Source organism: Wolbachia endosymbiont (group B) of Erebia ligea (assembly GCF_947179575.1).
Classification (GTDB): Bacteria; Pseudomonadota; Alphaproteobacteria; order Rickettsiales; family Anaplasmataceae; genus Wolbachia; species Wolbachia pipientis_C.
Genome location: NZ_CAMXBW010000003.1, coordinates 30,611 through 51,871 on the forward strand (window position 1 = coordinate 30,611; position 21,261 = coordinate 51,871).

The 21,261-nt window shown below is 35.7% G+C and carries 21 protein-coding genes and 4 pseudogenes; 17 read left to right on the forward strand and 8 right to left on the reverse strand.

What is annotated here, in order from left to right:
• Nucleotides 1-7 precede the first annotated feature (7 nt).
• From OM962_RS04945 to OM962_RS05010, 14 genes and pseudogenes are all read left to right on the forward strand, one after another.
• A complete protein-coding gene (locus OM962_RS04945; protein ID WP_264331033.1) occupies nt 8-1,228 on the forward strand; it encodes a DNA modification methylase in 1,221 nt (406 codons plus the stop codon).
• 28 nt (nt 1,229-1,256) lie between these two features.
• Complete coding sequence (locus OM962_RS04950; protein ID WP_141457100.1) at nt 1,257-1,739, forward strand: hypothetical protein; 483 nt, start codon at nt 1,257-1,259, stop codon at nt 1,737-1,739.
• A gap of 19 nt (nt 1,740-1,758) precedes the next feature.
• The gene (locus OM962_RS04955; RefSeq protein ID WP_141457102.1) at nt 1,759-3,243 is read left to right on the forward strand and encodes an ankyrin repeat domain-containing protein; all 1,485 of its coding nucleotides are present in this window, start codon (nt 1,759-1,761) and stop codon (nt 3,241-3,243) included.
• Entirely contained in the window at nt 3,240-5,081 is a 1,842-nt protein-coding gene (locus OM962_RS04960) for a phage terminase large subunit family protein (protein WP_264331034.1), read from the forward strand. Before OM962_RS04955 ends, OM962_RS04960 begins: the two co-directional genes overlap by 4 nt.
• A 244-nt stretch (nt 5,082-5,325) precedes the next feature.
• Nucleotides 5,326-6,669, forward strand: a complete 1,344-nt coding sequence (locus OM962_RS04965) for an IS110 family RNA-guided transposase (RefSeq protein WP_262986668.1) — start codon at nt 5,326-5,328, stop codon at nt 6,667-6,669.
• Nucleotides 6,670-6,682: 13 nt separating this feature from the next.
• On the forward strand, nt 6,683-6,916 hold the full coding sequence (locus tag OM962_RS04970) for a gpW family head-tail joining protein (RefSeq protein WP_114517730.1): 234 nt from the start codon (nt 6,683-6,685) through the stop codon (nt 6,914-6,916).
• Between the two features lie 39 nt (nt 6,917-6,955).
• Nucleotides 6,956-7,243 (forward strand): hypothetical protein, encoded by a 288-nt coding sequence (locus tag OM962_RS04975; protein ID WP_007302904.1) that lies wholly within the window; start codon nt 6,956-6,958, stop codon nt 7,241-7,243.
• A gap of 30 nt (nt 7,244-7,273) precedes the next feature.
• The gene (locus tag OM962_RS04980) at nt 7,274-7,534 is read left to right on the forward strand and encodes a type II toxin-antitoxin system RelE family toxin (protein ID WP_256359319.1); all 261 of its coding nucleotides are present in this window, start codon (nt 7,274-7,276) and stop codon (nt 7,532-7,534) included.
• Between the two features lie 128 nt (nt 7,535-7,662).
• Nucleotides 7,663-9,069: a phage portal protein gene (locus tag OM962_RS04985; protein WP_264331035.1), complete on the forward strand. Its 1,407-nt coding sequence runs from the start codon at nt 7,663-7,665 to the stop codon at nt 9,067-9,069.
• On the forward strand, nt 9,069-10,103 hold the full coding sequence (locus OM962_RS04990; protein WP_264331172.1) for a S49 family peptidase: 1,035 nt from the start codon (nt 9,069-9,071) through the stop codon (nt 10,101-10,103). Before OM962_RS04985 ends, OM962_RS04990 begins: the two co-directional genes overlap by 1 nt.
• A gap of 67 nt (nt 10,104-10,170) precedes the next feature.
• Nucleotides 10,171-10,539, forward strand: coding sequence for a head decoration protein (locus OM962_RS04995; RefSeq protein ID WP_047759659.1), 369 nt, complete (start codon nt 10,171-10,173; stop codon nt 10,537-10,539).
• A gap of 32 nt (nt 10,540-10,571) precedes the next feature.
• Nucleotides 10,572-10,994 (forward strand): annotated as a pseudogene (locus tag OM962_RS05000) (major capsid protein); the annotation flags it as partial.
• A gap of 107 nt (nt 10,995-11,101) precedes the next feature.
• A pseudogene (tnpC, locus tag OM962_RS05005) lies at nt 11,102-12,304 on the forward strand (IS66 family transposase); the annotation flags it as partial.
• Nucleotides 12,305-12,370: 66 nt separating this feature from the next.
• Nucleotides 12,371-13,354, forward strand: a complete 984-nt coding sequence (locus OM962_RS05010) for an IS256 family transposase (protein ID WP_264331036.1) — start codon at nt 12,371-12,373, stop codon at nt 13,352-13,354.
• On the opposite strand, the gene OM962_RS05015 is transcribed toward OM962_RS05010, so the two are convergent.
• Nucleotides 13,334-14,566, reverse strand: coding sequence for an IS256 family transposase (locus OM962_RS05015; protein ID WP_264330447.1), 1,233 nt, complete (start codon nt 14,564-14,566; stop codon nt 13,334-13,336). The two genes, OM962_RS05010 and OM962_RS05015, sit on opposite strands and share 21 nt — an antisense overlap.
• Nucleotides 14,567-14,637: 71 nt before the next feature.
• Here OM962_RS05015 and OM962_RS05020 point away from each other — a divergent pair.
• Nucleotides 14,638-14,949, forward strand: a pseudogene (locus OM962_RS05020) (transposase); the annotation flags it as partial.
• 35 nt (nt 14,950-14,984) lie between these two features.
• Here OM962_RS05020 and tnpC (OM962_RS05025) read toward each other — a convergent pair.
• The 4 genes and pseudogenes from tnpC (OM962_RS05025) to OM962_RS05040 all read right to left on the reverse strand — a co-directional run.
• Nucleotides 14,985-16,247: pseudogene (tnpC, locus tag OM962_RS05025) on the reverse strand (IS66 family transposase); the annotation flags it as partial.
• A 66-nt stretch (nt 16,248-16,313) separates the two neighbouring features.
• Nucleotides 16,314-16,517, reverse strand: coding sequence for a hypothetical protein (locus OM962_RS05030; RefSeq protein WP_264331037.1), 204 nt, complete (start codon nt 16,515-16,517; stop codon nt 16,314-16,316).
• A gap of 287 nt (nt 16,518-16,804) precedes the next feature.
• Nucleotides 16,805-18,463 (reverse strand): chaperonin GroEL, encoded by a 1,659-nt coding sequence (groL, locus tag OM962_RS05035; RefSeq protein WP_007302814.1) that lies wholly within the window; start codon nt 18,461-18,463, stop codon nt 16,805-16,807.
• An 89-nt stretch (nt 18,464-18,552) separates the two neighbouring features.
• On the reverse strand, nt 18,553-18,843 hold the full coding sequence (locus tag OM962_RS05040; protein WP_264331038.1) for a co-chaperone GroES: 291 nt from the start codon (nt 18,841-18,843) through the stop codon (nt 18,553-18,555).
• 117 nt (nt 18,844-18,960) lie between these two features.
• On the opposite strand from OM962_RS05040, the gene ygfZ reads away from it, so the two are divergent.
• Both ygfZ and OM962_RS05050 read left to right on the forward strand, forming a co-directional pair.
• Nucleotides 18,961-19,758 carry a CAF17-like 4Fe-4S cluster assembly/insertion protein YgfZ gene (gene ygfZ, locus OM962_RS05045; RefSeq protein WP_264331039.1) on the forward strand — a complete coding sequence of 266 codons (798 nt, stop codon included), beginning with the start codon at nt 18,961-18,963 and terminating at the stop codon, nt 19,756-19,758.
• Nucleotides 19,759-19,882: 124 nt separating this feature from the next.
• Entirely contained in the window at nt 19,883-20,089 is a 207-nt protein-coding gene (locus OM962_RS05050; protein ID WP_264331040.1) for a hypothetical protein, read from the forward strand.
• Here the strand turns inward: OM962_RS05050 and OM962_RS05055 are convergent.
• Genes OM962_RS05055 through OM962_RS05065 form a run of 3 tightly spaced genes read right to left on the reverse strand, consistent with a single transcriptional unit; the run spans nt 20,086 to nt 21,233 of the window.
• Nucleotides 20,086-20,586: an IS630 family transposase gene (locus OM962_RS05055; protein ID WP_319606738.1), complete on the reverse strand. Its 501-nt coding sequence runs from the start codon at nt 20,584-20,586 to the stop codon at nt 20,086-20,088. The two genes, OM962_RS05050 and OM962_RS05055, sit on opposite strands and share 4 nt — an antisense overlap.
• A 10-nt stretch (nt 20,587-20,596) precedes the next feature.
• A complete protein-coding gene (locus OM962_RS05060) occupies nt 20,597-20,944 on the reverse strand; it encodes an IS630 transposase-related protein (protein WP_213864026.1) in 348 nt (115 codons plus the stop codon).
• On the reverse strand, nt 20,934-21,233 hold the full coding sequence (locus OM962_RS05065) for a hypothetical protein (protein ID WP_264331041.1): 300 nt from the start codon (nt 21,231-21,233) through the stop codon (nt 20,934-20,936). Before OM962_RS05065 ends, OM962_RS05060 begins: the two co-directional genes overlap by 11 nt.
• Between the last annotated feature and the right edge of the window lie 28 nt (nt 21,234-21,261).

Here is a 21,261-nt window from a genome sequence, read left to right on the forward strand (position 1 = left end):
TTAAGATATGAATTTAGCAATCCACTACTATCCTACTCGAAACCTAGTTGAATATGAGCGTAACCCACGTAAAAATGATGACGTAGTAAATAGAATGTGTGCTTCTATTCGGGAGTTTGGTTTTCGTATACCAATAGTTGCAAAAAGCGATGGGACTGTGGTTGATGGCCATTTAAGACTTAAAGCAGCAAGAAAACTTGGTATGGAGAGTATTCCAGTGGTCTTAAGTGATAATTTAAATGAACCACAAACCAAAGCTTTTCGGTTACTGGCAAATCAATCAGCTAATTGGGCAAAGTGGGATGATGATCTTTTGAAGGTGGAAATTCAAGAGTTAGAAGATTTACAATTTGATCTTAAAATGACTGGATTTGAGCTAGAAAAAGTTCAACATTTCCTTGATGACTTAGATGGTGAAAAAGAAGATTTTTCTGACTTGGTTGGTGATGAAAAAAGGGTAGAAATAACAAAACCAGGGGATTTATGGATTTTAGGTGATCATAGAATCTATTGTGGTGATAGCTCTGTAGTTGAATCATATAAAGCGCTGTTAGATGATAAAATGGCAGACATTACTGTTTGTGATCCTCCATATAACGTTGATTATGGTAGCAGTCAAGAAAGAGAGGATAAAAAGATACTAAACGATAATCAAGGTGAAAAGTATGAGCTTTTTCTCTATGACATCTGTTCCCATATTTTAGCATATACGAAGGGAGCAATTTACATTTGCATATCATCATCAGAGTTTTCAACGTTGAAAAAAGCATTTGAGGAGGCAGGAGGAAAATGGTCAACATTTATCATTTGGGCAAAGAGTCACTTTACGCTAGGAAGATCAGATTATCAAAGACAATACGAAGCAATGCTCTATGGATGGAAAAGCGGTAATAAACGTGAGTGGCATGGAGGAAGAAATCAAAGTGATCTGTGGTTTTATGATAAGCCAACACATAACTCATTACATCCAACAATGAAGCCAGTAGAGCTAATGGAGAGAGCAATAGTTAATAGCAGTAGACCTGGAGATATAGTATTTGATCCATTTAGTGGTTCTGGAAGTACACTGATTGCATGTGAGAGAACAGGAAGAATCTGTAGGACAATAGAGCTAGATTCAAAATTTGTAGATGTAACCATAAAACGTTGGCAAATATATACCGGAAGAGATGCCCTTTTAGCCAGTACTGGTAAAACTTTTGCGGAAATTCAAGAAGAAAATTCGTAAAAAGGAGCGAAAAGAGAGGAGGAAAAGAGTGGAAAAAATCACACAAACAGAATGGGCAAGAGAGATAGGAGTATCAAAGCAATATGTCTGTTCTTTAGTAAAAAAAGGAATAGTTGAGCTGGAAGATGGACTCATTGACCGAGAACAAGCAAACAGGGCTATAGAAACAATCAGAGATCCAAGTCAACCACTGAGAAGAAAAAACTATTCAGAAAGCGGAGAAAAACTTTCCACGATGTTGCTTAAAACGCGAATAAAAAATGAAATGGAGCGAGGTAAACTTCTTGAGGCGAAAGCTAAGGCTGAGATAGGAGAACTTGTAGCAGTAGAAGAAGTAAAGCGCGATGCGTTTAATGTAGCAAGAGTTGTCCGTAATAATTTGCTTAATATTCCAAATAGAGTTTCAGCACTGCTTGCATCACTGAGCGACACTGAAAAGATTCATATGGCGCTAACCGAAGAGATTACAAACTCATTACAAGAATTATCTAATACTAAATTTCAAATATAAAAAAGATTTTGAATATAAAATGGCTGATAACTTAAGTTTAGAGTTAATAAAATGCCTCATTAATCAACCTGGATTAGATGTTAATGTCAGAGGGTTAAACGGAAAAACTCCACTGCATTGCGCTATAGAGTTTGATGAATTAAGTATGGTAGATCTGTTACTCACGAAAAAGAACATTAATCCTTTTGTTGAGGACAATGAAGGCAAAACCTCCTTAGATTATGCCAAAGAAGGTAAAAAAGCAGAAATATTACAAGCATTAATCAATCACAAATACGGATCAGAACAAGATAGCTTACTTCATTTAGCTGCAATGATAGGTGAAATTAATGCAGTTAGATATTTGATCAGAAAAGGTATTGACGTTAATGTACGAAATGCTCTGCATCATACTCCATTACATCTAGCAGCAGGCATAGGACATGAAAATGTTGTCAAAATTTTAGTGGAAGAAGGAAGCGCTGAAATAGATGTCTTTGATGCACGAAATCAGACACCAATGCACTATGCAGTTAATAACAAGAAGTTGGAGATAGTAAAGTTATTACTGGAGCTAGGAGCAGATGTAAATAGCGCACGTGTAGGACAAAACTCGATGAAATTATCACCTGTGCATATAGCTGTAAGTAATACTAATTACGATGAAAGGGATTTATGTCTTGATATTCTCAAATGCTTAATAAAGGAGCCTAATGCTCAAGTCAATTTGCAGGACTACGAAAATAGAACACCTCTACATTACGCTGAAAGACTTAAAACAATAGAGGTCTTACTAACGCGAGAAGATATAGACCCTCTGGTAAAAGACGATAGGGGCAAGACACCATTTGATTACGCTAAACCTGAGATAAAGAAGGCTTTGATGAGTAATAAATACGGTTCTGAAAAGAATAGTCTACTCCATTTAGCTGCACAAAGAGGAGAAATTGAGCTTGTAGATGCAATCTTAAAGGAAGAAATTGATATTGATATTGTAAATAATAAAGGTTTATCACCTATTTACCTTGCTGCAGAAAAAGGACATTTACATGTAGTAAAATTACTACTGAAAAAAGGAGCAAACTATACACCTGTTTTGCACTTAGCAATCAAGTCAAATAATTTAGAGTTACTTAAAGTTTTATTTACTGAAAAAAATGGAGCGTTACTCTGCAGAGATACCGTTGTTAATTTTCCAACCCTTCATAATAAATATATAGCACAGAGAGAAATAGCAGATAAAAGGATGAAAAAACATAATAATATTATCTGCATCTGTATTACAGTTAGCGCAGTAGCAATGGCAGCATATATAGGTTTAACAGCAACAACAATAAGCAGTACAATCATTTTTGCAACAACAACAGGAATACTTGCGCTTATTATAGCAATAATGATAAGTGAGATGAGCAAAAGATACATAGAAAAGGAATTTCAGAAAAAGATGTTTATGGAACTGGAAGAGTGTAGTTCTACTGTTAATGATGTTGAGATAGAGTCAATTATGAGTAGATGCAGACAATGATATACGCTAGAGCTTTTTCTGAAGGTTTAAGACCAGATCCAGAGCTTAAAGTATCAGAGTGGGCAAATGAGTATCGAGTTCTAGCACCAACTGCAGCATCAGAGCCAGGGAAATGGAGAACAGAAAGAACTCCTTATTTAAAAGAAATAATGGATTCACTTTCTCCTTCTTCACCTGCAGAAAAAGTAGTATTCATGAAAGGAGCGCAGATTGGGGGAACAGAAGCTGGTAACAATTGGATAGGCTATATCATCGATCAAACACCAGGGCCAATGCTAGTAGTACAGCCAACAGTTGAAATGGGAAAACGTTGGTCAAAAGGAAGATTTGCGCCACTGATTGAAAGTACACCATGTTTAAAAAGTAAAGTAAAAGACCCAAGATCAAGAGATTCAGGGAATACTGTACAAAGTAAGGAATTTCCAGGTGGAATAGTAGTAATAACCGGAGCAAATAGCAGTGTAGGCCTCCGATCTATGCCAGTAAAATATCTCTTTCTTGATGAAATAGATGCCTATCCAGGAGATTCGGGAGGTGAAGGAGATCCAGTTTTACTCAGCATAGCCCGTACTAATACATTTGCACGGCGAAAGATTTTTTTAGTATCAACGCCAACGATTCATGGAATAAGCAGAATTGAGAAGGAATTTGAAGCTACAGACAAGAGATATTTTTTTGTACCATGTCCGCATTGTAATTATTACCAAATTTTAAAGTGGTCACAAATAAAATGGGAAGATAAAAATCCAAATACAGCACACTATATGTGTATAGAATGTGGTGAAAAGATAGAAAATCATCAAAAGACAGAGATGCTAGACCGTGGAGAATGGAGAGCTACAGGGGCAAAAGAAGGGGAGAAAAAAGGATTTCATCTTTCAAGTCTTTATAGTCCAGTAGGCTGGTATAGTTGGCAACAAGCAGTAGAGGACTTTCTCCATGCAAAGGAAAGCGAACAATTACTGAAGGTTTGGATAAATACTACGCTTGGAGAAACCTGGGTAGATAAAGGAGAAGTACCAGATTGGAAGCAATTATTTAACAGGAGAGAATTTTTTCCCGTAGGCACAGTACCAAAAGGTGAAGTGGTTCTCACAGCAGGAGTAGATGTCCAAAAAGATCGTTTAGAAGTAGAAGTTGTAGCCTGGGGAAAAAGCCGTGAAAGTTGGTCAATAGACTATCGAGTATTTGAAGGAGATACAGGAGGTGGAGAAGTATGGGGAAAACTCTCTGAGCTCTTAAATCATCATTTTATCGGTGAAAATGGGCTTGAATATATGATAAGCATGATGGCGGTTGATGCAGGGTATGCAACGCAGGAAGTTTACAACTGGGTGAGAAGTCATCAAGGATCGGGAAGAGTAATGGCAGTGAAAGGTGTAAATAAAGCACTAGTACCACTTAGCAGCCCAAGTAGAGTAGATATAACAGTTGGTGGTCAAAAGCTAAAGAGAGGAATAAAGCTCTGGCCAGTAGGAGTATCGATATTAAAATCAGAGCTTTTTCAGCTACTTAATATTTTAAAAAGCGGGGAAAAAGAGAAAGTGCCAGCAGGATATTGTCATTTTCCTGAGTATGCACCTGAATATTTTAAGCAGCTAACGGCAGAGCAATTAGTCAGTAAAGTAGTGAAAGGATATACCAAACAAGAGTGGCAAAAGGTAAGAGAAAGAAATGAAGTACTAGATTGCCGAATTTACGCAAGAGCAGCATCTATTGCGCTTGGAATTGATCGTTGGCCAGAGAGTAAATGGAATAGTGAAAAACCAGAAAGCAAAAAATCAAAGAAAATAGTCAAAAGCAAGTGGATCAGCACCGGAACAGACAAAATCTGTTAAACCAGAAAGAAACGTCCTAATGCACATTGCAGTAATTTTTGGATATAATTTTATGAAGAAGTGCTTCTGCAGTTATAATCGAGTTCGCAATGGTGCAATAAATGCCCGTGGATCAGTATGATTTTGGAAGGGACGGTCAAACCATTGATGGAGCTTCTTAGCTACCTCGTTTAGAAGATTGTGTAATATAACCGCCCCAAGCTAAAGCACTTCTTCATTATAAGGTATATATAAGGGATTTTATATGGCAAAAGCAAAAAGTAAATTAGAAGTAGTGAATCCTAATGCAGCAGGGATTGATATTGGTTCATCTGTACATTATGCATGCGTACCAGAAGGGAGAGATAAACAACGCGTTCAAAAATTTGGGTGCTTTACAGTAGATCTTCATAACCTAGCAAAGTGGTTGAAAAAGTGTGAAGTTAGAACGATAGCCATGGAATCAACAGGAGTATATTGGATTCCTTTGTTTCAAATACTTGAATCATATGGATTCGAAGTTAAACTGGTAAATGCACGACATGTAAAAAATGTACCTGGAAGAAAATCAGACGTTCAAGATTGCCAGTGGTTACAGCAATTACATAGCTATGGGTTACTTCAAGGATCATTTAGGCCTGATAACCAAATTTGTGTACTACGTGGTTATAATAGACAACATGACAACCTGATAAAAAGTGCAGCTGTACACACTCAACGTATGCAAAAAGCATTAATTCAAATGAACATTCAATTACACAAGGTTATTAGTGATATTACAGGTGTAACTGGTATGCGAATCATTAAAGCAATAATTGCGGGTGAAAGAAACTCTAATAGATTGGCTGAATTGAGTGATAGACGAATAAAAAATGACAGATCAACCATAGCAAAAGCACTAACAGGTGACTATAGAGAAGAGCATTTGTTTACATTAAAGCAAGAATACGAAGCATATACTTTTTTTCAAGAGCAAATAAAAGAATGTGATAAAAGTATGGAAAACTATTATAAAACACTTGAAACAAGATCAAATGAAAATAAGCAATGCAGTAAAGTAAAGAGGTCTGCAGGAAACAAACCAAACTTTGCTGCACACGAAGAATTGTATCGAATAACTGGCATGGATTTCACCAAAGTTCCAGGGCTTAATACATCAAATATACAGACCATCCTCTCAGAAGTTGGTCTTAATGCTAATAAATGGCCATCAGAAAAACATTTTACTTCTTGGTTGGGATTATGTCCATTTAATAGGATTACAGGAGAAAGAGTGATTAGAAGTGGAACTCGTAAAGTAATTAACCGTGCTGCAAATGCTTTTCGACTTGCTGGTTATTCTATGTTGCACAGTAAAAGTGCATTAGGTGCGTACTGTAGAAGATTGAAAAATCGATTGGGAGCACCAAAAGCAATAACTGCTACAGCAAGAAAATTAGCATGTATTTTTTATCAAATGCTGAAATGTGGACAAGAATATGTAGAAAAAGGAATGGATTATTATGAAAAGTTATATAAGGAAAGAGTAGTAAAGAATCTGGGTAAAAAAGCCAATGAATTTGGTTATATCCTGATAAAAAAAGATGAGCTGATAGGGGAAGTTTCTTAGAAGCAAGTAATAAATGTATAACGAAGATTATTTAATTCAAGTCGAAGAAGCGATAAAGAAACTACAAAATGGAGAGAGAGTAGTATCAATTGCATATGGTGACCATGTTGTGAGATATGCTGAAGTTCAGATAAATGATTTACTAAACTTAAGACAACGTATTAAAGCTGAACTGAAAGTTGCAGGTGTGAGACCGAAGAGAAGAATTGTGATTGCGACAAGTAAGGGGATTGACAAAATTGTGTAAAAATGTTATAGTTTAAGATTGGTATTTTCTAGTTAAAATATGGATCAAAGTCAAGAAAGGCTTAATGTTAATGTAAATTTTGAGGGGGAATTTGCTCACTACCTTATAGAAATGGCAAAAGTTCAAAATAGAACTATAGGAGAAGTTGTAAAGGACCTAGTGGAAGAAGAAATTGAAGCAAGCAAATTATCTGAAGAAGATGATGAAATAGATGAAGTAGATATAAAGTTGGCTAAGCTTTCTCTTGAGCGTGATGCTAGAGGTGATGAAGAAATTAGAAGTGAGGATGTAGATTGGAATAGAATATTATCTGCAAAAACAGTCTAAAGGTGGAGATACAAGCTGGGATACGATATTATCTATTCAAAAAGAGTTCTTGAGGAGGACTTTCTTGCATTACCACAAACGATAAGATCTAGAGTGAGAAGAGCTGTAGATAGTCGTCTTGCAACCAACCCTAAAGCAATAGGTAAAGCATTATCGCATGAATTCAAAGGGTATTTTAGGATACGAGTAAGTGATTATCGTGTAATTTATAGGATAAATTACTCAAAACACACAGTAACTATTACTGCAATGGGACATCGGAAGGACATTTATGAACGCAGCCCAGAATAAGCGTTGGTATTTGTGCAAGAGCCTCATGCATAATTTATAAAGTGTTAACAGCCAGACTCTCCAGCAGCTTGCTGTAATTTTTTAATGTCAAATTGCGCAACAAACTGCTGCATAATCAAAGAGGCAAAATGCTATTAAAATCGTTCAAACAACTATTTAGTAAGCCAAAAATCAAAAGCTCAGCGTGGGATGCAGCAGGCTCAGGAAGAAGATTTTTTCACTTTCAACCAGAGTTAGGAAGTATAAACAATTTGCTGTCTCAAAGCCTTGAAACTTTACGTAGTAGATCACGTGATATGGTGAGAAAAAATCCTTACGCTGCAAATATAATTGATACGATAGTAAGTAACTCTATTGGAACAGGAATAAAACCACAATCAAAAGCAAGAGATGGAGAATTTCGAAAGAAGGTGCAAGAATTATGGCTAAGATGGACAGATGAAGCAGACAGTAGTGGAGTAAGTGATTTTTATGGATTACAAGCTCTAGTATGCAGAAGTATGATAGAGGGAGGAGAATGTTTTGTACGTTTAAGAACGAGAAAGCTGGAAGATAGATTTTCTGTACCACTACAACTGCAAGTACTTGAGTCTGAACATTTAGACAATAAAACAAATCAAACTTTAGCAAATGGTAATGTAATAAGAAACGGGATTGAGTTTAACAAGCTTGGGCAAAGAGAAGCATATTACTTATTTAGAGAACATCCAGGCGAAGGCTCATTTGGAGAATCAGTAAGAGTACCAGCAAATGATGTTTTACATATTTATAGACCACTAAGACCTGGGCAAATTAGAGGAGAGCCATGGCTTTCGAGTATACTGCTAAAGCTCTATGAACTTGATCAATATGATGATGCAGAATTAGTACGAAAAAAGACTGCAGCAATGTTTGCGGGATTTATTACGAGACTTGATCCAGAAGCAAATATCATGGGAGAAGGTGAAGCAAGTGAGCAAGGAGTAGCACTATCTGGCCTGGAACCTGGAACAATGCAGCTTTTAGACCCAGGAGAGGACATAAAATTTTCAGAGCCATCAGATGTTGGAGGAAGTTATGAAGCATTCATGAGACAGCAACTGAGGGCAATAGCAATAGGTACAGGAATAACATATGAGCAGCTAACAGGAGATTTAACAAGCGTTAATTATTCATCCATTCGGGCAGGGTTGATAGAGTTTCGCAGAAGGTGCGCAATGTTACAGCATAACGTGATAGTGTTCCAGTTTTGTAGACCTATTTGGAATAGATGGCTAGAATTAGCAGTGTTTTGTGGAGAACTGAGTATAGATGAAAAAGTAGTAAAAGCAGCGAAAGAAGAAGTAAAATGGATACCACAGGGATTTGATTGGGTGGATCCACTGAAAGACCAGCAATCGCAGCAAATGGCAGTAAGGAATGGATTTAAGAGTCGATCGGAAGTAGTATCAGAAATGGGTTACGATGTTGAAGAAATAGATCAAGAAATAGCAGAAGATCAAAAACGTGCAAATAGTCTCAACTTAATGTTTGACTCTGATTGTAAAGGATTATGATGCTCTTAGGAAAACCATTAATGCTTGAACCAAGGAGTTTTGAGCTATTGTCATTAAACAATCAAAAACATCCCACGTTTAAAAACATAAAGCACTCCATCAAAAGTAACGTAGAAAGAACTGCAATTATAGCAATACATGGAATCTTGACTAAAAAACCAGGTGCGTTTGATGAAATGCTCGGGATGACATCATATGAGCAAATAGAAGAACAAATCAAACAAGCATTAGCAGATAGTAGCATAGAGACAATTATGCTGGAAATAGATAGCCCCGGAGGAGAGGTAAACGGTATATTTGACCTAGCTGACTTTATTTATGAATCAAGAGCAAAAAAGAGGATAATAGCGATAGCAAATGATGATGCATACTCTGCTGCATATGCTATAGCTTCAAGCGCTGAGAAGGTATTTGTGAGCAGAACTTCTGGTGTTGGCAGTATTGGAGTAATAGCAAGTCATATAGATCAAAGTAGATTTGATGAAAAGCAAGGTGTTAAGTACACCACAATCTTTGCTGGTAGTCGAAAGAATGATTTAAACCCACATGAGCCAATGACGTCTGAAAGTCTGGGAAGCTTACAAAAAGAAGTAGACCGACTATATGAAATGTTTTTGCAGCTAATAGCAAGGAACAGAGGTCTTTCAATTGAAAAGATTCGATCAACAGAGGCAGGGCTATATTTTGGGGAGAAAGCAGTAGAAATAGGCCTTGCAGACGGAATGACAATTCTTTCATCTATTAATAAAAACAGGAGTATTACTATGAATGAACAAACTACAAATGACCTAGAAACTGATAATTTAACCAAGTATCGTACTGAAGTTCTTGAATTAATACGTTTATGTAATTTATCGAAGATGCCAGAAAAGATAGGAGAATTTATTGAGCAAAGTGTAAGTGTTGAGCAAGCTAGGGAAGTTTTAATGGAATTACTTACAGAGAGAACAAAGAAGACAGAGATACTGAGTGCAATACCACAGAATTCAGGAGAAGAATTGATGATGCAGGTAGCGAAAAGTCGTAGGAGTTAAAGTATTTTTATAACCGCCGTATATAGCATTGATAAAAGCGGCGGTAAGCAGTTAAGGAGAGAAATTTATGAGTTGTATAAGCGAACAAAATAATCTGGGTGACTTATTAAAGTATGAGGCATCAAGTCTATATTCAAGAGATCAGATAACAGTAGCAAAAGGGCAGAACCTAAAGCTTGGTACAGTAGTGGCTCTCGATAAAGATAGCATGGTTAAGATAATAAATCCAACTGCCACAGATGGTACACAAACAGCGATAGGTGCAGTAGTAAGTGATGTAAATGCGACAGAAAATGCTAAAGCAGTAATTATTACTCGTTGTGCAATACTAGCAGATCATGCGGTTGTGTGGCCAGCAAATATCACTGAAGAGCAGAAAGCTGCAGCAATAAAGCAACTTGAAGCACGAGGGATCATTGTCCGCAAGGGAATTTAACTAAAATTAATAGGAAAAAAAGGAGAGAAAAAATGCAAAATCCATTTACAAATACAGCATTTAGCATGACGGCACTAACAAATGCGATAAATATATTGCCGATAAATTATGGACGAGTTGAAAATCTAAATTTGTTTCCAAGTAGGTCAGTAAGATTTAGACATATTACCATAGAAGAACACAACGGAGTATTAAGTTTATTACCAACGCAAGTACCAGGGGCGCCAGCAACAGTAGGAAAAAGAGGAAAAAGAAAGGTAAGAACATTTACGATTCCACATATTCCGCATGATGATGTAGTGTTACCAGAGGAAGTACAGGGAATAAGGGCATTTGGATCAGAAAGTGAACTTAAAGCGCTAGCAGACGTAATAACTGACCATTTACAGCTAATGAGAAACAAACATGCAATAACATTAGAGCATTTGCGAATGGGAGCGCTGAAGGGAATAATTTGTATCCGTTCAGAGGTGTGGCAAGGATAAAAAACAATTGACATAATATATTAAAGTAGTAATAACACAAAATGTTGATAGTAAAGTAAGGCTAGATGCTTCAATTGTTGATCAGTATTGTAGAGTTATGTAAAAACTTAGAGCAGAAAGTAGCAAAGATTGAAGAAAAAAATAAAATCTTAGAAATAGAGAATGCTGAACTAAGAGAGAGACTCGGCTTAAACTCAAGGAATTCATCTTTACCAAGTTCAAAAGAGCTGTACAAAATAAAAAAAGACACACCAGAAGATAAGTCAGAGGGCGGCAGGAAGATAGGTGGTCAAGTTGGACATAAGGGGAATTGCCGAGCTAAAATGGAAGCAGATGAGGTGGTGAAGGTAGAGTTACCAAATAGATGCGAGTGTGGTGAAGAAATCGCAATATCGGAAAAACCATATGTCTATCAAAAAGTTGATTTACCAGAAATTAAGCCTTACGTAGTTGAGTATCAATTAGAACATGGTCGCTGTCGTAAATGCGGAAAAAGAAGGAGTAGCAAATTACCAGAAGGAGTTACACCGGATACCTTTGGTCCTAGAGTTAAGTCAGTAGTTGCATCACTAAGTGGGTTTTATAAGAATTCAAAGCGAGAAATAGCGAATATTATGAAAGACATCTTTAACATGAGTATAAGTGTTGGTAGTGTGTCCAATAGTGAAGCAAGGGTTTCGTCAAAATGTAAAGAAGCCTATGAACAAATAGAGGAAGAAATAAAAGCAAGCGAAATTTTGCATATTGATGAAACCAGTCACTACAACAAAGGCAAATTGGGATGGTGCTGGATGTTTGCCAACAATAAAGCAAGTCTTATGAAGTTAGCAGATACAAGAGGAATGAAATTTTTAAAGAATAGTGCATTTTGTGATTACAAAAACCTGGTAATTACTGACAGATATGCAGTTTACAACCACTTCAGTGATGAAAAACGACAAATTTGTTGGGCTCACTTATTGAGAAATTTCGAGAGGTTATCTCATAGTTGGAATAGTGAAGTAATGAGACTTGGCCATTGTTTAAAAGACGCAGCTAATGGATTGTTTGTATTAAAAAACGCTTTGTCAGAAAATGAAATTAGTATTTCAAAGTTCACTAAGCAAGCTAAAGAATTACGAAGATACATACAGTACTGCATGATAAAAATATCTTATATACTTGAAGCAAAAGGAGCTTCACGAACGGTAAAGGGTATTATAAAATCCGAGTCAATGATGTGGACATTTTTGGATGACCCAGAGAATATTCCATTAACGAATAACCATGTTGAGCGGGAACGTTCAAAAAAGTGTGTCAAACCGAGAAGTAAAGTAATAAATTGATATAAAAAATGGAGGTTTGATATGAGTCAAGCAAATAGAACTAATGGGTTGGTAGATTATAAAGAATTAGAAACAAATATCCTGTCATCTATACGAGAAGGAAAACCATTGACAGGAAAAGATGGAGCATTAACACCGTTTATAAAAAGGTTGCTAGAGGCAAGTCTGGAAGGTGAAATAGAAAACCACATGTCAGCTAAAAGTGAAGAAAATAACCGAAGAAATGGGAGAAACGCAAAAACTTTACGCACGAGTGGAGGCTCATTTGAGCTGCTAACACCAAGAGATAGGGAGGGAAGTTTTGAACCACAAATAGTTAGAAAAAGGCAAACAAGCCTACATCCAGAACTTGAAGCAAAGGTATTAAGTACATACGCCAGTGGCATGGGATACAGAGACATAGCTTCACACGTTGAGGAAATATATGACCACAAAATATCAGCAGCAGAGATATCCAGTATTACTGATAAACTGCTACCAATAATCAATGAATGGCGCAGCCGTCCACTGCAATCAGTATATCCAATAGTGTTCATGGATGGCATGTTTTTTAAGGTTAAGGAGGATGGACATTGTGTAAGCAAGTGTATGTATAACATATTAGGCATAGATCAAAATGGCAGAAAAGAAGTATTAGGTTTTTATTTGGCTGAAAGTGAGGGAGCTAATTTCTGGTTGGGAGTGCTAAATGACCTCAAAGAAAGAGGAGTAGAAGATATTCTAATTGCCTGCATTGATGGGCTAAAAAGCTTTTCTACAGCTATAAATAGTATATTTCCTAAAGCAGAAGTACAACTATGTATAGTGCATCAGATAAGGAATTCACTGAAATATGTATCTAGCAAAGATGTAAAAGTTTTCATGAATGATTTGAAAAAAATATATCGTGCTTCAAGTAAAGAAATTGCCGAAAATTATTTGCTTGAACTGGAGGAAAAATGGGGCGAAAAGGGAACGTTCAAAAAAGTGTGTCAAACCGTATTTTTAATTCAACTCAATTTTTAATCTATCAGGAAAAAAGATATCAAGTTGAGATATAGTTAAAGCCCAATTAGGTAAAGCCATAGCCCATTTTTGCTCTACTTTTTTTATAGCACAATATACCTGTTTATACAAGGCATTTGTATTAGTAAATGAGCCTTTGGTTTTAGTAAATTTTCTAATCTGTCTGTGCAGTCCCTCAATAGGATTAGTGGTATAAATTAGCCTCCTAACAGGACCTGAATACTTAAAATAACTGGACAAATTTTCCCAATTATTCTGCCAAGATTTTATGACTAATGGATACTTTTCGCCCCATTTTTCCTCCAGTTCAAGCAAATAATTTTCGGCAATTTCTTTACTTGAAGCACGATATATTTTTTTCAAATCATTCATGAAAACTTTTACATCTTTGCTAGATACATATTTCAGTGAATTCCTTATCTGATGCACTATACATAGTTGTACTTCTGCTTTAGGAAATATACTATTTATAGCTGTAGAAAAGCTTTTTAGCCCATCAATGCAGGCAATTAGAATATCTTCTACTCCTCTTTCTTTGAGGTCATTTAGCACTCCCAACCAGAAATTAGCTCCCTCACTTTCAGCCAAATAAAAACCTAATACTTCTTTTCTGCCATTTTGATCTATGCCTAATATGTTATACATACACTTGCTTACACAATGTCCATCCTCCTTAACCTTAAAAAACATGCCATCCATGAACACTATTGGATATACTGATTGCAGTGGACGGCTGCGCCATTCATTGATTATTGGTAGCAGTTTATCAGTAATACTGGATATCTCTGCTGCTGATATTTTGTGGTCATATATTTCCTCAACGTGTGAAGCTATGTCTCTGTATCCCATGCCACTGGCGTATGTACTTAATACCTTTGCTTCAAGTTCTGGATGTAGGCTTGTTTGCCTTTTTCTAACTATTTGTGGTTCAAAACTTCCCTCCCTATCTCTTGGTGTTAGCAGCTCAAATGAGCCTCCACTCGTGCGTAAAGTTTTTGCGTTTCTCCCATTTCTTCGGTTATTTTCTTCACTTTTAGCTGACATGTGGTTTTCTATTTCACCTTCCAGACTTGCCTCTAGCAACCTTTTTATAAACGGTGTTAATGCTCCATCTTTTCCTGTCAATGGTTTTCCTTCTCGTATAGATGACAGGATATTTGTTTCTAATTCTTTATAATCTACCAACCCATTAGTTCTATTTGCTTGACTCATATCAAACCTCCATTTTTTATATCAATTTATTACTTTACTTCTCGGTTTGACACACTTTTTTGAACGTTCCCGGCGAAAAGTATCCATTAGTCATAAAATCTTGGCAGAATAATTGGGAAAATTTGTCCAGTTATTTTAAGTATTCAGGTCCTGTTAGGAGGCTAATTTATACCACTAATCCTATTGAGGGACTGCACAGACAGATTAGAAAATTTACTAAAACCAAAGGCTCATTTACTAATACAAATGCCTTGTATAAACAGGTATATTGTGCTATAAAAAAAGTAGAGCAAAAATGGGCTATGGCTTTACCTAATTGGGCTTTAACTATATCTCAACTTGATATCTTTTTTCCTGATAGATTAAAAATTGAGTTGAATTAAAAATACGGTTTGACACACTTTTTTGAACGTTCCCTATTCCCTCGCTCTGACTGTGCAAAATATGAATTCTTACGATAGACAACATAATGCCGTATCTGTCGCTCAACATGGTTATTCGTTAATGGAATATTCTCTGGGTCATCCAAAAATGTCCACATCATTGACTCGGATTTTATAATACCCTTTACCGTTCGTGAAGCTCCTTTTGCTTCAAGTATATAAGATATTTTTATCATGCAGTACTGTATGTATCTTCGTAATTCTTTAGCTTGCTTAGTGAACTTTGAAATACTAATTTCATTTTCTGACAAAGCGTTTTTTAATACAAACAATCCATTAGCTGCGTCTTTTAAACAATGGCCAAGTCTCATTACTTCACTATTCCAACTATGAGATAACCTCTCGAAATTTCTCAATAAGTGAGCCCAACAAATTTGTCGTTTTTCATCACTGAAGTGGTTGTAAACTGCATATCTGTCAGTAATTACCAGGTTTTTGTAATCACAAAATGCACTATTCTTTAAAAATTTCATTCCTCTTGTATCTGCTAACTTCATAAGACTTGCTTTATTGTTGGCAAACATCCAGCACCATCCCAATTTGCCTTTGTTGTAGTGACTGGTTTCATCAATATGCAAAATTTCGCTTGCTTTTATTTCTTCCTCTATTTGTTCATAGGCTTCTTTACATTTTGACGAAACCCTTGCTTCACTATTGGACACACTACCAACACTTATACTCATGTTAAAGATGTCTTTCATAATATTCGCTATTTCTCGCTTTGAATTCTTATAAAACCCACTTAGTGATGCAACTACTGACTTAACTCTAGGACCAAAGGTATCCGGTGTAACTCCTTCTGGTAATTTGCTACTCCTTCTTTTTCCGCATTTACGACAGCGACCATGTTCTAATTGATACTCAACTACGTAAGGCTTAATTTCTGGTAAATCAACTTTTTGATAGACATATGGTTTTTCCGATATTGCGATTTCTTCACCACACTCGCATCTATTTGGTAACTCTACCTTCACCACCTCATCTGCTTCCATTTTAGCTCGGCAATTCCCCTTATGTCCAACTTGACCACCTATCTTCCTGCCGCCCTCTGACTTATCTTCTGGTGTGTCTTTTTTTATTTTGTACAGCTCTTTTGAACTTGGTAAAGATGAATTCCTTGAGTTTAAGCCGAGTCTCTCTCTTAGTTCAGCATTCTCTATTTCTAAGATTTTATTTTTTTCTTCAATCTTTGCTACTTTCTGCTCTAAGTTTTTACATAACTCTACAATACTGATCAACAATTGAAGCATCTAGCCTTACTTTACTATCAACATTTTGTGTTATTACTACTTTAATATATTATGTCAATTGTTTTTTATCCTTGCCACACCTCTGAACGGATACATATGCCAACCTGGTTTTATTGTAACCTTTATTGCGCCTTCAATGGTGAGGTTTGCTTTATTTACCTTACCAATGAGCAGATCAAATTTTGCAACTTCTTCTTCAGCGCACAATTGAGTGCAAGAAAAAAGTAAAAGTAGGATTGAGTATATACGTATTTTCATAAATACTCTATTTATGAAGAAAATAATTTAAGTTCTATCTATTATAATAAAAATATTATATAAATCATTTGTTAATATAATATTATGCTAATAGAAATATACTAGCAATTATAACTTTCATATATTATTTTTTTATTTTTAAGCAGTTATAATATTAAAAAGACGTAACAAATATAAATAGTAGTGGCTTTGCATAGAAAATCACAAATTTATTTCCTTTATAAATGTAAGACTTTTTAGAACTAGAAAGATACCTTGGAGCAACTTGCTCCAAGGCTCTTGTTTACTTAGAATCCACCCATTCCGCCCATTGCTCCTGCACCCATAGGTGATGAAGCATTTTCTTCTTTGTTTGGTAGATCAACTATCATAGATTCAGTAGTAATAAGTGCGCTTGCTACAGACACTGCCGTTTCAAAAGCAATACGAACTACTTTTGCCGGATCAATTACACCAGCTGTTGATGCATTAGCGTAGTTCATAGCCTCAACGTTGTATATAAGCTCTTTATCATTCTGCTTAATCAAATAGTCAATTATAACAGCAGATTCAAGACCAGCATTTTTAACCAATCTTTTGATTGGAGCACTGAGAACTTTTTTGACAATGTTGATACCTATTTGCTCTTCATCGCTTGAAGCTTTTAGCTTATCAAGAGCAGATGCAGCGTAAAGAAGTGCAACTCCTCCACCTGGAACTATCCCTTCTTCAATTGCAGCTCTTGTTGCATGAAGTGCATCTTCTACTCTATCTCTACGTTCTTTTACCTCTACTTCAGTTGCTCCACCAACTTTGAGTACAGCAACGCCGCCTGATAATTTTGCTAAACGCTCTCTTAGCTTTTCTTTGTCATAATCAGAGGTTGAAGTTTCAATCTGAGATTTAATCTGGTTAATTCTAGCATTTACTCTGTTTTGTTTGTCACAGTCGCTGTCTTCACTAACAATTGTGGTATTGTCTTTAGTGATTTTAACATTTTTAGCAGTACCAAGATCTTCAAGAGTCAAATCTTCCATCTTGATTCCAAGCTCATCTTTTATGACATACTTAGCACCTGTTAAAGCTGCTATATCTTCGAGCATCTCCTTTCTCCTATCACCAAAACCTGGAGCTTTTACTGCAGCAACTTTTAGACCACGTAATTTGTTGATCACTAAAGTGCTTAATGCTTCACCTTCAACATCTTCTGCAATGATAAACAAAGGCTTACCAGACTTAAAAATAGCCTCAAGAATAGGAAGTAAAGGTTGAATAATATTAAGTTTTTTTTCTGTAATCAGCAAATATGGATCATCAAGCTCCACGCTCATCTTTTCATTATTTGTAACAAAGTATGGAGAGAGATAACCACGGTCAAACTGCATACCAGTTGTAAGTTCAACTTCTAATTCTTTTGAACCCTTACTCTCTTCAACAGTGATGACGCCTTCTTTTCCAACCTTTTTAACAGCATCAGCAATGCTATTACCAATATCTTTATCACCATTTGCAGAAATTATTGCAACTTGTGCAACTTCATCCATTTTCTCTAAAGAAATTGTGCGAGACATTGATGTAATTTCCTTTAATATCACATCTTTTGCCTTCTGTATTCCATTTTTGATACAAATACGATCATTTCCAGCTGCAATTGACTTTGAAGCTTCCATTATCATATTGCTAGTCAGTATTGAGCATGTTGTGGTACCATCACCAACTTTGTCATTACACTGAGAAGCACTTTGAGCAATGGTGCTTACTATCGCAGAGTGTAATGGTTTTTCAGGCTTTATACCTTTCATTACCTTATAGCCATCCTTTGTGACCTCTGGTCCACCATATGGCTTACTAATTCCTATTGTATTTCCCCTAGGCCCTGCAGTTGCTCCCACCGTTGAGTCAACCATTGCTGCAACTTCACGAAAGGCTTCTTGCAACTGTTCGCCTGATACTACTATGTTAGCCATTTTTATCACTCCTTAACTTAATAAAAAATTTAGAATATTAAAATACATAATGCACTATATAGCGCATTAGTTTAGTAAAATAGGGATACCTACTTGATAACAGCAAGTAGGTCTGACTCCTTCATCACGACATACTTTTCATTGTCATGCTCTACTTCTGTGCCAGCCCACTGCCTGTAGAAAACCTTATCACCAGTTTTTACAGTTAAAGCTATACGCTCTCCGCTTGAGTTGCGTGAACCACTACCAATTGCTATAACTTCACCTTTAATAGGCTTCTTTTCAGCACTTGATGGTAGTACAATTCCACCTTGTTTTTCTTCAGTAATAGGCTTTATTAGCACGTTATCATCTAATACATTCAAATTTACACTTGACATTTATGTTTCCTCATTAATAGATTAACCTACAATTCTATTCTATATAGTCATCTAAAGGTTACATTTCAAGGGTTGGAGTTAGTAAAAGTGTATAATTAAGATTTGAACAGAAGTTTTATGGGTTACATACCGCTAGCAAACCGTAGTCTAATATCTTTATACGGACCAGATACGAGAGATTTTCTTCAGGGTGTTATAACAAATGATATTAATAAACTAAGTAGCCAGCAGGCAATTTACTCTTTATTACTCAACCCTCAGGGAAAATATCTGTACGATTTTTTCCTCATTGAGCATGATAAATATATTTATTTGGAGTGTGAAAATGCCCATCTACAGCAAATAATTGAAAAATTAGACTTGCTCAAAACTTACCTTAGAGTGAGGATTAAAGACATTAGTTCACTATATAAGGTTGGAGTTTTGTTTGATGCTAAGTTGGCGGAGTGTAGTAGTAAGTCACAAGTTATTTTTCAAGATCCAAGGCACAAGCTGCTAGGAATGAGGATCATACATGAAGATGAAATAAAAGAACCGGTTGGAGATTTTATTCAGTATGAAAAAGTTAGAATTAAAAACCTTGTCCCAGATGGAGCAAAAGATATGGTGCAAAATTCATCATTTCCGCTGCAATATTTAATCGATAAGATAAATGGTATAAGCTTTAATAAAGGGTGCTATATAGGTCAGGAAGTTGTAAATCGAATGAGCAGACAAGAAAAATTCAGAAGGAAACTTTACCTTGTTGAGGGAAAAAATGCACTTCCAAATATTGGCACTAAAGTAATCAGTGAACATAATGAAGAAGTAGGAGAACTACGCTCTAGTGTCGACAATATTGGACTTGCATTGCTTAATACTGGAAAAAGCCACGCAAATTTATATGTCGGTGGAGTTAGCATTAAGACGTTATAAAATATCTATTCGAGTAAAAGCCCCTTTTTCTTGTTTAAGTGTTTGCAATACTAGTTAAATTCTTGACTTTATTATTTAAATATATCATAATTAAAGTATATTATTATTTTTAATAGAGTTTGATATGCCATTAACAGAAAAACAGAAAGAATCATTTCAACAATTATATCAAAGATTTAGAGGTAATGGAGATATTGGAGATATTGTTGAACTTTTAGGAACAGTATCAAAAGAAGATTTTCTTACTATTTTTAGTGAAACTAATGAAAAAACTCAGGAGTCAATAATTGGAACTTATGAAGCAACTCGTGTAGACTATAGTATTTTCTAAAATGGATGATAAAGTTCCATTATGGTATTACCAACCAAAAGCTGTAAGTCTGTATATTTATACATGAGAGGTCTGAGGCGGCTTTTGATGGTATGCCAACAGTATTCTATAGGATTCAAATCTGGTGAATATGTTGGAAGATACAGCAAATGACAGCCAAAAGACTCTATTAATGATTTTGTTTTAGTGGTCTTATGAAATGTAGCATTATCCATAACTATAGTTGTGCCAAGTGGCAATTTAGGTAATAACATCTTCTCCAACCATGTATTGAATACCTCTTTGTCACACCCACCTTTGAAAGTCATTGGTGCAATAAATCTCTTTCCAATCCACCCGGCTACTATACTGATTCTCTCTCGAGTTCTCCCTGGAATATCTGCATAAATTTTCTTTCCTCTTGGAGCGCGTCCATATTCTCGGTATAACTTATTATCAACTCCTGCTTCATCTATATATAAGATGCTGGAATGGTCTATTTTTGAGATTTTATCAATAAATTGCTCCCTATCTTCTTGATTGCGCTCTTGATATAGTGTGACTTTTTTTTAAAGTAATTTTTAGCTGTTTTAGTCTATACCAAATTGAGTTTATTCCAAATCCAAGATTTTGTTTCATCTCTGCCAGAGTATGATCTGGATTCTTTGTAACATATTCTTCGAGTATTTTGGGGTCTATTTTTCGAATAAAGCTACCGTTTTTAGATGGCTTGAGGCTTTCACCAGCAGCTTTCTTTTTTAACCAACGGTACAGAGTTGCTATTCCTATCTCCATAAGCTCTGCTACCTCAACCTTTGTCTTACCTTTTTCTATCATCAATACTGCCTTTTCCCTTAAATCCACACTATATGCCATTATAACTCAAATACTTTATTATACCTTTATCATTTACTTTAGGAAATACTATAGCTGCTAATTTCTCACTAATTTGTGAACGAGGTTCGGAAAGTTCAAGACTATAAAATGATAATACTTGAAGACATTGTTGTAGGCATTCTTGCAGTGATGAACTATTTTGACATTTATTGGAGCATATACGCATAATGTCTCGAATTACACTGTAACTTGAAAAATCATCCAACTTTTGTTGTAAATCTACTCCCTTTTCCTCACTATTGAAACCCTGTAAATTTCCTCGAAACATAATACATTCCTTAATTTTGCAAATATAC